We start from the raw sequence: 14,071 nt of genomic DNA, 5'->3' as shown, positions 1-14,071 counted from the left end.
TGTGCAATATCTATCATAAAAAATTGATTCACGATTGAGCGATCCAATCCTTTTAATCGAAAGACTTCATGAATAAGTACATATTTTATGAGGTAAATTTAAAAAAAAATGTTAAACTAAACACTGGTTTATATTTATACGTAATGACAGGTACACTTGTAATTATACGATTGTGTCCCCATATTATTACCAGTTTGCTGCATTTTTATATTTGGAGTTCCCATGGCAGATATTATCAACACTACTGATGCACAGTTCCAAACCGATGTTATCGAAAATTCATTACCAGTGCTTGTGGATTTTTGGGCGCCTTGGTGTGGTCCTTGTAAAATGATCGCCCCAATCTTAGAAGATTTGGCACAAGAATATGATGGCAAAGTCCAAATCGTTAAATTAGATATCACTGACAGTGAAATAGCTGCAAAATACAATGTGCGTAGCATTCCTGCATTATATATGTTCAAACACGGTGAAGTGACTGCACAGCAAATCGGTGCATTACCGCGTGGTCCATTGGCTCAATTCATTGAGCAACAGCTATAATCGCTGCGTTATAGTCAGTAAAAACAAATAAAATCACCATATCTAGATAATGTGGTGATTTTTTATTCAAAACACCCTTATTTCATGGCTTTATTGTTTGACAAAAGACCACAACTGGCTTATATTTCACAGGGTTCGAGCCATATTTTACATATTTCTTTATAGTATCTGGCACGAACAAACAATAAAATCGCCGTTCGGCACATTTCATTTTTGTAATTTCATTTCTCAATCATCATCGTATGTTTAATACACCTATTTTAATTTATGGGTTGTGATTTTTTTGAAATTATATTTATTTTGGAATATGTGAAGACGGCAATGATTTAGCTGCAAAAAGTTTTTACAAAAGGTCTTTATTTCTTGGTTGGTTTTATAAATTTTTGATCATAAACACCATAAATATGATTATGGCTCGGTGATGATATAAATTTATTTTGCTTCATTTTTAGATAAGATCAACAAAAACTGCTGTCGCTAAAGGTATCTCAACCCAAATTATGACTTCTTCATATGAATTTAACTGAACTAAAGAAAAAACCAATAGGCGAACTCATCAAAATTGCTGAATTTATGGGTCTTGAAGGCATGGCTCGTAACCGCAAACAAGATGTGATTTTTGCGATTTTAAAACGTCATGCCATGAACGGCGAAGAGATTTTTGGTGATGGCGTACTGGAAATTTTGGCGGATGGTTACGGCTTTTTACGTTCTTCGTCAGGCTCTTATCTTGCTGGTCCAGATGATATCTATGTGAGTCCGTCACAAATTCGTCGTTTTAACCTACGTACAGGCGATACGATCAATGGTACGATTCGCCCACCAAAAGAAGGTGAACGTTACTTTGCTTTGCTCAAGGTGAATGAGCTTAACTTCGATACGCCTGAAAATTCACGTAATAAAATATTATTTGAAAACCTTACACCACTTTTTCCAACTGAACAGTTGGTTTTAGAACTTGGTAATGGCTCAACTGAAGATTTGACCGCACGTGTGATTGACTTGATCGCACCAATTGGTAAAGGACAACGTTCAATCATCGTTGCACCACCAAAAGCAGGTAAAACCATGTTGTTGCAAAGTATTGCACAATCTATCGTACGCAATAATCCTGAAGTATTCTTGATCGTGTTATTGATTGACGAACGTCCAGAAGAAGTCACTGAGATGGAACGTACTGTACGTGGTGAAATCATTGCATCAACCTTCGATGAAGCACCAGCACGTCACGTTCAAGTGGCAGAAATGGTCATCGAAAAAGCCAAACGTTTGGTTGAACACAAAAAAGATGTGGTGATTTTACTCGACTCGATCACACGTCTAGCACGTGCATACAACACAGTGATTCCATCATCTGGTAAAGTATTAACAGGTGGTGTGGATGCACATGCATTAGAACGTCCAAAACGTTTCTTCGGTGCTGCACGTAATATTGAAGAAGGCGGTTCTTTGACGATTATTTCTACAGCCCTGATTGAAACAGGTAGCCGTATGGATGAAGTCATCTACGAAGAATTCAAAGGTACAGGCAACCAAGAGATCACGCTTGAGCGTCGTATCGCTGAGAAACGTGTATTCCCTGCAATGAATATCAACAAGTCTGGTACACGCCGAGAAGAACGTTTAATTAGCGAAGATTTGTTACGTAAAATTTGGATTTTGCGTAAATTATTGCACCCAATGGATGAACTTGCTGCGATGGAGTTTTTGTTGGATCGTATGAAAGACAGCAAAACCAATGACGACTTTTTCGATCAAATGAAACGTAAAGCCAGCAATTAAGCTTTATTTTTCACTACATTGTGTTTAAGAATCACCATAATTTTCGCAATTATGGTGATTTTTTATATGTACAATTATTCATCGTCAATTTAGATTAAATCAAAATTATGCATCTATTTAATTCATGACAATGTTACATAATAGTGATGTAATTGTCATATTTGGATGCTAGGATATCAATAAGTGATCAGTATTGTGATACTGCGTATGAATGTGAGGTGAGTACCTTTATCATATTTACATCGAACTTATCTGTCTGATTGACCAAGTCTAAGTTTAATCTTTCTGATGGCTTGGCTGATAGGGTTCTACGATCATTTATCCCACCATTTCTGAGTCAATGATTTGGCTCGCTATTGATAGAGTATGATGCTATGTTAAAAAATATCGCTATTGCTACAGGCTTAATCGCTACTTTGGCTGTTGTAGGCTGTGCTAAGAAAGAAGATCCAGCTGCCATTGCTGCTGCGAGCGCAGCTACTGTTGCCAACAATGCTGCTGCCGCTGCAAATAACGCTGCGAATACCGCTACGGCTGCTGCGAATAATGTCGCAGCGACTGCAACCAATGCAGCGAACACTGCTACAGCTGCTGCAAATAACGCTGCGAATAACGCTACAGCTGCTGCAAACAATGCCACAAATACGGCTGTCGCTGCCGCAAATGATGTAAAAAATACTGCTAATACTGCTGCGACAGATGTCAAAAACACTGCTGAAGCTGCAAAAGCTGACATCAAAAATGCTGTTGCATCTGCTGCACAATAATCTTAAGTTAAATTTTTAAAAGATTTAGCGATTAAAAAAGCCCTTTTAATTGATTTTAAAAGGGCTTTTTTGACATTATAAAGAATGACTTTGTATTCTATACAATTAACCAAATATCTTTAATAGTGTCTGAATAACAACCACGTTCACGAGATCAACAAAGAATGCACCTACCAAAGGCACAATTAAAAATGCCTTGTGAGATGCACCATAAGTATTGGTAATGGATTGCATATTTGCCACCGCAGTCGGTGTTGCACCCATACCAAAACCACAATGACCAGCAGATAATACTGCCGCATCGTAGTTACTACCCATGATTTTGAAGGTCACAAACACGGCAAACAAGCCCATCACTACAGTCTGTACTGCAAGAATGATCATCAATGGTCCTGCCAAACCTGCCAATTGCCACAACTTCAATGATAATAAAGCCATTGCCAAGAATAAACTCAATGACGCATTACCAAACACATCAATCGCACGGTCAAACATACTGACCTTGAAAATGCCTTCTAACACATTACGAAGTACCACACCACCAAATAACGCCCAAACGAATGTAGGCAATTCAAATGGCGTACCTTTTACAAGACCTGTCATAAGATGTGCAAAAGCCAAACACGCGGCAAATAGTCCAAGTGTAGTAATGGCATTATCTGCAGTAATCAAACGTGTTTTGTTACGATATTCAAATGCAGCTGAACCATCATCTTCAAATGGCTGATCACTATTGTTGGCATTATTATTGGCAATTGGTGTCGCAAGGCGTTTGCGTTCAATCAGCATACGTGCAATCGGTCCACCCATCAGACCACCAATCACAAGACCAAAGGTCGCACTCGCCATACCCAAAGTCGTTGCACCATCAACACCATAGCGAGTCTCTAAAGTACTTCCCCATGCTGCTGCTGTACCATGACCACCAGTCAATGTAATCGAACCCGCCACCAAACCAATCAGAGGATTAAGGTCTAATGCTGTTGCCAAGCCGATACCAACCATGTTTTGTACAACAATAAATAATGAAATGCCGACTAAGAATATAATCAAGCCTTTTCCACCTTCCATAAGCTTTTTGAAGTTTGCACTCAAGCCAATAGAAGCAAAGAAAATTAACATAAAGCTGGTCTGTAATTCGCTACTGAATTTGCCACTTGCACCAAAAAAGTGATAGCACATAAAAGCCACAATTGCTGCAACCAAACCACCAGCGACAGGCTCTGGAATATTGTAACGCTGTAAAAAGTTAATCTTTTGTACCAAAGCACGACCAAGCATGAGTACAACAACAGCAGCAATTAGGGTGTAATACGCATTAAAGGTGTATTCCACAACTCTACCCCATATAAAATATTGCGCTGGTCACGGCTCAAAATGATTTTACATGTACTTAAACTAAAGACGAAAACCAGCCAATGATAGCAGCTAAATCTAAAAAATAAGTCAGTATAAAAAAGCATAACAATGCCAAAGATCATCGCCAATTACCCTATGTTACGATGACCCATCCTGACCACAAAAAAAAGCATAATAAATTAAAAACAATATTAAACAAAATTTACTTAGTAAGTTTTTGTTACATACGTTTATTTTTAATACAGGAAAAACAATCAGATAACTCAAGATATAGCACTGATATTTTTAAATTGGCTTGAAATATTTTTAAAAACAACGCTACTTTTACTTTGTAAATAAAAACTTAAACTTTGAAGTCATCACCTAAATATACTTTACGCACTTGTTCATTTTGCAAAATTTCTTCGGCTGTACCTTCTGCGATAACGCTACCTTCAGAAACGATATAGGCTTTTTCACAGATTGCCAAAGTTTCACGTACGTTATGATCGGTAATCAGTACGCCAATTCCTCGTTCGGTTAATGTGGTAATCACATCTTTAATATCACTCACTGAAATCGGATCTACCCCTGCAAAAGGCTCGTCCAATAACATAAACTTTGGATCAGATGCCAAAGCACGTGCAATTTCTGCACGTCGGCGTTCACCACCAGACAAACTCATGCCTAAAGAATCTTTGATATGATTAATTTTAAAATCATCAAGCAAGTGTTGTAATTGTTGCTGACGCTGTGCCTTATCAAGATCTTTGCGTGTTTCTAATATCGCCATGATATTATCAGCAACCGTTAATTTGCGAAAAATCGATGCTTCTTGTGGCAAATAGCCAATGCCTTTTCGTGCACGCTCATGCATGGCAAGATTTGATAAGTCTGCATTATCCAAACTAATGCTGCCTTTATCCATACGCACTAAGCCAACAACCATATAAAAGCTCGTGGTTTTGCCTGCACCATTTGGACCAAGTAAACCTACAATTTGACCACTTTCGATTTGTAATGAAACGTCTTTGACCACCCAACGCTTGCTATAGACTTTTGCCAAATGTTGTACTTTGAGCACTTGCTTATTTTGGGCTAAATTGACCTGACTACTTGGGCTAATGCTTGGATTTTGTACGGTCATCAGTTACGTACCCCACGCAGATTCTGCGTTGCTGATGGTGGAATAACGATTTTGATACGTCCTTTTTGACCACCTGATGCCTCGATATCGCCTTTACTCATACTATAAGTCAAGGTTTCACCACGGAAAGTTGCACCATTTTGCTCTAAAAAGGCACGACCCGATAACATCACAATCCCAGTTTCTGCATTATACTGAATACGCTGCCCTTCACCACGTGCCAATCCATTACGTTCTAATTGTTGTTGGAAACGTGCAGGATTACCTTGTGCTATAACTGACTGAATTTGGCGTTGTCCGTTCAAATTTGCTGTAATTGAGCTGGCATTTAGACGAAAAGAACCTTGTTGAATAATGACATTACCTGTATAAGTCGTCACACCTGTACGTTCATTAAAAGTAGCTCGATCTGCTTCTAAGGTAACAGGCTGCTTACGGTCACTATCCAAAGCAAAACTATGTTGCGAACCGAAAATGCTTAGTGCCAATAGACAAAGATAAGCGATTTTTCGGGATTTATTGTGACGGACTTGGTACATATTGACCTCGGATAGAGTAAAGTTCGTAGTCGCCTGTGCGTAAATTTGCTTTCAGACCCTGACTATTTAATTCTGCTTGTGCTGTATGAAGCTGCACAGGATGCTGTGTTTCGATTTGCTGAGTTTTGGTATCACTCTGCAAATAATCGGTATAAAAGGTACTGCTTGGGGTATCCTGTTTAGCCAATCTAGACACGGTAATGTTGTTAAACAGTTCTACCTTAATGAAATCTTTGTCCGCACGACTGCGATCGGCAGAAAAGACCACATCTTTTTGTCCTTGATCGTACAGCTCTCCACGAATACCTTGCAGATTGGTTTCACCCGTCTGCATGGACTGCGTCGCTTCGCCAATATTTGCAGTGAGCTGTAATTGTCCTTGCTCATTGGTTTGGATCACACGAATGTTTTTGGCTTCAGAAGAATAGTTTTGATTACTTGCAGTGCTTTGGCTTTCATCCTGACCTGAAAAATAGTAAAAACCACCCACTACTGCGACAAATAGCACGGCTAAAACATATAAACCACGTGTTTCCATTTCTATTTCTCACACCAAATTAAACAATTTACAGTATTACCATCATGCTTGCGAAAACAAATCAGGCTTCATCATATGATGTTTCGGCAATAAAAAACTTGCCAATAACTCATCATATTTATCATGTGCCTGCAATAATAAATCACACACTTCACGCACGGCACCACGTCCACCCATAGCTTGCGTCACAAAGTCAGCACGTTTTTTTAATTCGATATGCCCATTTGGTACAGTCACTTTCATTCCAGCAATCGCAAATGCGGACAAGTCAGGCCAGTCATCGCCCATGTACAAGCAATAATTTGACCAGATTTCTAACTTTTCACAAGCTTCTTCCAGTGCGATGCCTTTATCTTCACGACCCTGAATAATTAAATCCACACCCAAGTCAGTCATACGTTTATTGACAATTTCACTGTTGCGACCTGTGATAATAATGACTTTGATACCTGCTTTTTGCACCAACTTCATGCCTAAGCCATCACGAATATCAAAAGATTTGAGCTCATCGCCTGTATTGGTCAACGTCACAAAACCATCACTCAAGATACCATCAACATCAAGAACTAAGGCTTGCATCTTGGCAAGCTTTTCTAAAATTTTGTCGGTAATTTGTGCCGTAGGCTCGTTTTGCATATCTCTTAAAGCCATACAGACCTCATCAGTTAAAATATTCAGCAATAACAGCTATTGTAAATCTTTCGCCATGAGTAATGCAATCACAGAATGGCTTTTAGACTATATTGACATGACCTAGCTTGATATCAATCACTACATTCCTGCACGAATCAAATCATGCATAGAAATAACACCTAAGAGTTTATCCGCCTCATCCACCACCACAAATTGATTGATTTTTTTATCTTTCAATTGATCTAAGGCATCAATCGCCCGTGCATCTGCCAAAATGGTAAATGGTTGTTTGGTCATTACCTCAGATATAGGCATATTAAGCTGAATGCCATCTTGTTTTTCAATTAAACGGCGTAGATCACCGTCAGTAAAAATACCTAATAAGACATTTTTTTCATCAACAATTGTGGTCAATCCCAAACGTTTTTCAGTCATTTCAAAAAGCACTTGTTTCATCAACGTATCTGGTGCAACTTTTGGTAAAGCCTCACCTGTATGCATCAAATCACGTACGTGCAATAGTAAACGTTTGCCCAAAGCACCAGCAGGATGTGAACGAGCAAAATCATCCGCAGTAAAACCTCTCGCCTCCAACAATGCGACCGCCAGTGCATCGCCCAAAGCCAAAGTCGCTGTGGTACTCGATGTCGGTGCCAAGCCCAAAGGACAGGCTTCTTCAGCATTACCCAAAGTCAATGCAACATCGGCATTTTGTGGCATAGGCCCTGTGTCATCACGGCTTATGGTAATTAATGGTACGCCCAAATGCTTAATCAATGGCATCAGCATCATGATTTCATCGCTTTTGCCTGAGTTAGAAATGGCAATTAATACATCACCACGCACCAGCATCCCCAAGTCACCATGCCCAGCTTCACCAGGATGCATAAAAAAAGACGGTGTGCCAGTAGATGCCAAAGTCGCCGCAATCTTTCTACCAATATGTCCTGATTTTCCCATACCTGTCACGACAACACGCCCTTGGCATTGCAACAGAATTTGGCAAGCCTGACTAAAACGTGCATCAATTTGATCCGAAAGAATCACTAATGCATTTTGCTCAATTGCCAAAGTATGTTTAGCAACTTTTTCAAAATCAATATGTTGTCGATTAATCATAGGTCTTTTTAGCATTACAGAATATGAACTGGTCAAGTTTAACATAAAAAAATCCATTGTATGATGTTGGATAATTTTTTTGACAATTTTACATCTTAAATACCTAAACTCGTCCTATAAGTCATCATAAAAACAATTTTTTAGTTAATCGCAAACGTTAATGATTAATACCTTTATCTACTAGCACCGATGACCAATAAAGATTACAATCTACGAAAGCCCACAACATAAGGAAGCGTGATGCAAAACTATTTATATACACAGCCTTTTGATGTGCTTACAACACAGCAACGTCAATTGCTAAATCAAAACAGCAAAGTGGTCTATTTAGATAAACAACAAAGTGTGCCCAAAGAATGGCTTGGCGATTTTTTTGTGATTTTAAAAGGTAAAATCCGTGAAACCTTGGGCGATGAAATCTTGGCGGGATTGAATACAGGGGACTGGTTCGACAGCCAGCATCACGCCACTTTTACCGCCAGTGAACAAACCTTATTACTGAAGCTTGATGGTAAAATTTTACAGCAAGTCACTGAACAAAATAGCCGACTCAAAAGCTTATTATTTGCTGATTTGGTAGAACGAGTTGCTGAGAGTGAAATCAAACAAGCAGGACAAGAAAGTCAAAATTTATTGCATCGCCGTTTGAGCGAGTTACAAGATCATATTCGTACACCGCTTTTTATTGATGAAAATGACAATCTATTTAATGCGGTGGTTAAAATGAATCACGGTAATAGTAAACATATTTTAGTCACCAGTCAGCAAGGCATTGGGATGTTTACACAAGTGGATGTCTGTAAAGCAATTGAACAAAAAGTAGATTTTGCCAACACACCTGTGATTCAATTTACCAATTTTAACCTTAAGACAATTACGCCTGATGCGGATGTCAGTGATGCTTTATTATGTATGCTGAATAACAAAGTGCATCGATTGCCCATCGTAGAAAATGATGTCATCACAGGCGTGCTTGGACAAACGGAACTATTAAGCTTTTTGAGTAATCATTCTAACCTTATCGCAGCACATATTGAAAATGCTGAAAATATCGATGAGCTTTCTGTTGCTGTACAAATGATTGGTAAATTTATTCGCACACAACATCAAAATGGCAGTAAAACTTATGTCGTTAGTCGAATGGTGCAGCATCTAAATCTACACGTTTTTGCCAAATTATGGTCAATGCTCGTACCCAAAGCTGTCTTTGATAACAGTTGTGTTATGGTCATGGGTTCGGAAGGACGTGGTGAACAAATTATGCGTACCGACCAAGACAATGCTTTAATTATTCGTGATGGTTTTGAAGACCCTAACATTGCCAATTATGCTGAGCAGTTTAACCAAACTTTAAACCAGCTCGGTTATCCGCTATGTACGGGTGGCATCATGATGAATCATTCACGTTGGTGTTTACATATCAGCGATTTTAAACAACAAGTCAGTACATGGTTTATCCACGCTAGTGGCGACGATATGATGTGGCTCACTGTGCTCATGGATGCAATGCCAGTGTGTGGCGATTTTTCTTTGTATGAAGAATTAAAAGCTCATTTTTTTGATCGTTATCAACATAATAGTGCCAGTAATTTTATTAACCGTTTTGCGAAGCCTATGTTGCAATTTGGCGACGGACATAGCTTTTGGCAGAAATTTACTGGTGGTGCTGACAGTGATATAGATTTAAAAAAGGCAGGTATTTTTCCAATTGTACATGGCACACGCACGCTAGCATTAGATCATGGTATTACCGAAAATAGTACCAAAGCACGCTTACATGCTCTTGCCAATAAGGGTGTGATTGAAGCCAAAGTAGCCCAAAATATCGTGGAAGCATTGGAATTTTTCTTATCCAAACGCCTTGCAGTATCGCTTGTCACCAGTGATCGCTCAGCACGTAAAGTCAATCCAAATAAGTTATCTGCTTTGGAAAAAGATCTATTAAAACAGTCTTTAGCAATCGTAAAAGATTTTAAAGCCAGTATCACGCATCGTTATCGCCTAGACGTATTTTAAATAAGGAGAAATAAAATGTTTGATGCCCTAAAATCATTATTTTCAAATAAGCCTCATTTATTACATCCCGAATATCAATATTTATTTGATAAAGCACCGACTGATGAATGGGTGTGTTTGGATTTTGAAATGACAGGATTAAATGCTAAGACAGATCATATACTCAGCGTCGGTGCAGTCAAAATTGTAAAACAGCATGGTCTATTACAGATGCACAGCAGTGATGCTTTATCGCTGATTTGTCGTCCGCCAGTTTTACCAACACCTGAAAATATTATTATCCATGGTTTAAGACCGATTGATGTTGAAAATGGTATAAATCATGATGAATTGTTGGCTCAATTATTGCCTTTTATCGGTAGTCGTCCAATTATCGGTTTTTGTGTAGATATAGATATGGCTTTTTTAAATGCTTTAGTCAAACCTTTTTTGGGAAAAAATTTAAAAAATCAATTAATTGATGTCAGTAAAATGGAGCAAGCTCAGCGGCAAAAGAAAAGCGGTAGCGAAAATGCAGTAAGTGCAAAGCATCTAGATCAATTGATTGATGAATATCAGATTCCACGCCTACCCGCTCATGATGCTTTAAATGATGCCATAATGACTGCTATGGTATTTTGTCATCTATATCGTGATTAAACTCAAAAGAGTTATGCCTTAAGTTTATCCATAATCACTAGTATTAAAACCACCAAAAATGCGAAAATAAAATCACTAACGGCTAAACCTAGCCACGGTATTGGGAAACCTTTTAGTAACTCTACGCCAAAAAAGAATGTCGCAAAAAACACATATACCGAAATAAAAATCACCGCAAATAAAGCTATCACTCGCCATTTAGTCAGTTCGATATGTGCCTTATTATCATCCAAAAAAATCGGTACAAAACTGGCAAGAAGTGAAACAATAAAATCACCCATACGAAAAATCCGAAATCATTTGATAAGATGCTGTTTTAAATCTAACCATTTCAACGACCAAAGTCAAACTTAACAAGTATTGATAGAAATAAGTCTAGGTTACATAAATTAACCCACCTTATTTCTATCTTCCACAATCATAAGATCATGACATTTACAGGCATTAATTTTTGACGACTTCACTGGCAGGCAGGTTACGCTCTTTTAACTCTTTTGGAGAAGTATTGCCTTGCTCTGGATGTTCGATAGCAGATTTACATAGATTTTTATCACGTTCATAATCTGCTTTGGCAGAACTTGGGTCTTGTTTGTTTTGTACTGCTCTTGCCCATACATCTAAACTATTCAATGCCTTACGACATAGAGCATATTTACCTTCAGTCACTGAATCAGTCATTTTGACTTCAGTTTTCCAACGCAAAGTCAGCTCTCGCACAGGCTTACGCACGCTATTTTCCAAATCAGCATTATCACCAGAATAAAGCATCTGATCGACCTGATTCATCAGAACCCATGCTTCATTGGCAACTGCTGTAGCATCATTCGTCAATTTTACCGCTGGTCGAATCGCAGCACGTTGTTCGTTTTCTGCTGAGGGTTGGCGATTACAAGCGGTTAAAGACAGGGTAAATACGGGAATAAGCAGTAAATACTTTGCAAACATAAGGATTCTCTTTCAAATCTTATTTAAAAATGAAATTATATCAATTCAAATCATGAAAACAATGCCTTCTCTCCCATCCTACTATCGCTAATCACTAAAATTGTTAAATTCTGCAATTATTTTTTTCATCAATACATCTGCATCCAATTCCCGAATTCTTTTCACATCTGTACCAGCCCAAAATGCGGCAAATCCATGATCACCGTGCTGGCTAGCAATCTGATGCAATTGTTTTGCCAAATCATAACTATAAGGATAACCTGCGTGATTTGGGCGTTGTGACCCATCTACTAATGTGTGCCAATCATTAACCAATCCACGTGCCATACGCCCAGAGATAATATCCGTAGGTTGGGTGATCGTTGCGGTAGAAGAAGTCATCTGCTGGCGTAAAATCTGACGGTAAGCCTGATTAGCCCCTGATTCCTCACACAGTAAAAATGCCGTACCCAACTGCCCAGCACTCGCTCCCATTTCAATCACTCTGGCAATATCTTCACCAGACATCAAGCCACCTGCAGCAACAATCGGTGCATCACAATGCTGTTTGAGTAGCTTAACCAAATCTAAAGTACAGATTGCCGTATCATAATTTGGATCAAAGCAACCACGATGACCTCCTGCCTCAATACCCTGAGCGATCAGAATATCTATGTCTGATGCCAATGCTAAGCGTGCCTCCGACAAATTTGTTACACTGACCATTGTGACAATATTTGCTTGTTTTAAAGCCTGTATTTGATGTGGTAAAGGCAAGCCAAAATGAAAACTCACTGCCTTAGGACATGTTTCCAATACAACTTGTAATAAATCATCATTTTCTACAAAACTTTGATAGATTTTATGCAAATTCTGCGGTGGAGATTGTTGATATTTTTTCAAAAAATGGTTGTAAATAATCAATCCAAACTTGGGCTTGTTCTGCTTGATATATCGTAGGTTTATGGCAAAAGAAATTGACTTGAAAGGATTGATCCGTCAAAGCTTGAGTCTTTAAAATAAGCGACCTAGCCTGTTCTGCGTTATTCGCCCCCAAACCTAGGCTACCTAAACCACCCGCATTACTTACTGCAGCAGCGAGTTGCGGAGTGCTTACTCCTGCCATTGGGGCAAGGATAATTGGTTGTTCTATGTTTAGTTTTGTGAGCATTAGATTGCGTGTCATTTTCCCATACCGATTAGATGTTTATGATTAAAAATCCAAAAAAGATTTATATAGCGTTTCATAACAAAATGATGACATGTCAAACCCAAAATTCACACATTATCAATCACTAAAATATTCACTCTATCTATGCCAATCAGGTAATCGATAGTCAAATACAATAACACAAATACGCAGACCTGTAATGGTGCTTGCACTAATCAACAATACCAACCAAGACGGCAACACGGAATAAACCGCCAAAAAAGCATGTACCCATCCACCGACTAAGGCACACATCGCATATGGTCGGCGATCAAAAAATGCTGTTGGCATTTCACCACAAGCAATGTCTCGCATTACACCGCCAAACACGCCTGTTATAATCCCCATAATGACCGCCACTGACATAGGAATACCTGTTGCTAAAGCAGCTTGTACACCTGCAGCCACAAATAAGCCTAAGCCTAAAGCATCCGCAAACTGGATAGCAGACGGCGTAATATGAATCTTACGCCAATTATTGGCAAACATCATAAAGATACATAGACTAAATACCAACCATAGCATAATCTCTTGCGATACCCAAAAGAATGGACGTATATCAAGTAAAATATCTCTTAACGTACCGCCACCAAAGGCAGCCAAAAAACCCAATACGGCTACACCAAACACATCCATGCGTTTACGCATACCCGACAACACACCCGATACAGCAAAGGCTAAAGTTCCAATCACTTCAACCATGATACGTAAAGTTTCGCCCCAAAGGGTCAGATCGTTGATGGGCATGGCAATTACTCAACAAGGAAATAATCATTAATATCAATCCTAGATATAATGATAGGACTTACGCAAAACCGTAATTTTTTTGCATAAGGGGAATAAACTATAGTAGCATAAGGCATGACAAAAAAACCA

Annotated in this window: 14 protein-coding genes and 1 pseudogene; 5 read left to right on the top strand and 10 right to left on the bottom strand. The window is 38.7% G+C overall.

From position 1 onward, the window contains the following. Nucleotides 1-222: 222 nt before the first annotated feature. The 3 genes from trxA to ACEYX7_RS05610 all read left to right on the top strand — a co-directional run bounded on the left by trxA (nt 223) and on the right by ACEYX7_RS05610 (nt 3,092). Nucleotides 223-543, top strand: a complete 321-nt coding sequence (trxA, locus tag ACEYX7_RS05620) for a thioredoxin (protein ID WP_374803724.1) — start codon at nt 223-225, stop codon at nt 541-543. Between the two features lie 513 nt (nt 544-1,056). Further along, nucleotides 1,057-2,325 carry a transcription termination factor Rho gene (rho, locus tag ACEYX7_RS05615; RefSeq protein WP_374803726.1) on the top strand — a complete coding sequence of 423 codons (1,269 nt, stop codon included), beginning with the start codon at nt 1,057-1,059 and terminating at the stop codon, nt 2,323-2,325. A 374-nt stretch (nt 2,326-2,699) separates the two neighbouring features. Beyond that, a complete protein-coding gene (locus ACEYX7_RS05610) occupies nt 2,700-3,092 on the top strand; it encodes a hypothetical protein (protein WP_374900296.1) in 393 nt (130 codons plus the stop codon). A gap of 105 nt (nt 3,093-3,197) precedes the next feature. On the opposite strand, the gene gltS is transcribed toward ACEYX7_RS05610, so the two are convergent. The 6 genes from gltS to ACEYX7_RS05580 form a co-directional block, all read right to left on the bottom strand. Next, nucleotides 3,198-4,427: a sodium/glutamate symporter gene (gene gltS / locus ACEYX7_RS05605; protein ID WP_374806875.1), complete on the bottom strand. Its 1,230-nt coding sequence runs from the start codon at nt 4,425-4,427 to the stop codon at nt 3,198-3,200. 367 nt (nt 4,428-4,794) lie between these two features. Next, nucleotides 4,795-5,577: an LPS export ABC transporter ATP-binding protein gene (lptB, locus tag ACEYX7_RS05600; protein ID WP_374806874.1), complete on the bottom strand. Its 783-nt coding sequence runs from the start codon at nt 5,575-5,577 to the stop codon at nt 4,795-4,797. Further along, on the bottom strand, nt 5,577-6,116 hold the full coding sequence (gene lptA / locus ACEYX7_RS05595) for a lipopolysaccharide transport periplasmic protein LptA (protein WP_374803734.1): 540 nt from the start codon (nt 6,114-6,116) through the stop codon (nt 5,577-5,579). Before lptA ends, lptB begins: the two co-directional genes overlap by 1 nt. Beyond that, nucleotides 6,094-6,654, bottom strand: a complete 561-nt coding sequence (lptC, locus tag ACEYX7_RS05590; RefSeq protein ID WP_374803736.1) for an LPS export ABC transporter periplasmic protein LptC — start codon at nt 6,652-6,654, stop codon at nt 6,094-6,096. Before lptC ends, lptA begins: the two co-directional genes overlap by 23 nt. A 42-nt stretch (nt 6,655-6,696) precedes the next feature. Further along, nucleotides 6,697-7,290: a KdsC family phosphatase gene (locus ACEYX7_RS05585; RefSeq protein ID WP_374803742.1), complete on the bottom strand. Its 594-nt coding sequence runs from the start codon at nt 7,288-7,290 to the stop codon at nt 6,697-6,699. Nucleotides 7,291-7,425: 135 nt separating this feature from the next. Next, nucleotides 7,426-8,406, bottom strand: a complete 981-nt coding sequence (locus ACEYX7_RS05580; protein ID WP_374803744.1) for a KpsF/GutQ family sugar-phosphate isomerase — start codon at nt 8,404-8,406, stop codon at nt 7,426-7,428. A gap of 240 nt (nt 8,407-8,646) precedes the next feature. Between ACEYX7_RS05580 and ACEYX7_RS05575 the strand changes: the two genes are divergently transcribed. Both ACEYX7_RS05575 and ACEYX7_RS05570 read left to right on the top strand, forming a co-directional pair. After that, on the top strand, nt 8,647-10,422 hold the full coding sequence (locus tag ACEYX7_RS05575) for a DUF294 nucleotidyltransferase-like domain-containing protein (protein ID WP_374806873.1): 1,776 nt from the start codon (nt 8,647-8,649) through the stop codon (nt 10,420-10,422). A gap of 15 nt (nt 10,423-10,437) precedes the next feature. Further along, nucleotides 10,438-11,061: a 3'-5' exonuclease gene (locus tag ACEYX7_RS05570; RefSeq protein WP_374803740.1), complete on the top strand. Its 624-nt coding sequence runs from the start codon at nt 10,438-10,440 to the stop codon at nt 11,059-11,061. An 11-nt stretch (nt 11,062-11,072) separates the two neighbouring features. Here the strand turns inward: ACEYX7_RS05570 and ACEYX7_RS05565 are convergent, their stop codons facing one another. From ACEYX7_RS05565 to ACEYX7_RS05550, 4 genes and pseudogenes are all read right to left on the bottom strand, one after another. Then, a complete protein-coding gene (locus ACEYX7_RS05565; protein ID WP_374900295.1) occupies nt 11,073-11,342 on the bottom strand; it encodes a hypothetical protein in 270 nt (89 codons plus the stop codon). A gap of 163 nt (nt 11,343-11,505) precedes the next feature. Then, nucleotides 11,506-12,006, bottom strand: a complete 501-nt coding sequence (locus tag ACEYX7_RS05560; protein ID WP_374805249.1) for a hypothetical protein — start codon at nt 12,004-12,006, stop codon at nt 11,506-11,508. 87 nt (nt 12,007-12,093) lie between these two features. Next, nucleotides 12,094-13,156: pseudogene (locus ACEYX7_RS05555) on the bottom strand (NAD(P)H-dependent flavin oxidoreductase). Between the two features lie 138 nt (nt 13,157-13,294). Next, nucleotides 13,295-13,942, bottom strand: coding sequence for a trimeric intracellular cation channel family protein (locus tag ACEYX7_RS05550; RefSeq protein ID WP_374805248.1), 648 nt, complete (start codon nt 13,940-13,942; stop codon nt 13,295-13,297). Between the last annotated feature and the right edge of the window lie 129 nt (nt 13,943-14,071).

This window comes from Hubeiibacter jixunmingi, from assembly GCF_041928215.1.
In the GTDB taxonomy this organism is placed as follows: domain Bacteria; phylum Pseudomonadota; class Gammaproteobacteria; order Pseudomonadales; family Moraxellaceae; genus Acinetobacter.
The sequence above is the reverse complement of the archived record's forward strand: the minus strand, read 5'-3'. Positions and strand labels throughout refer to the sequence as shown.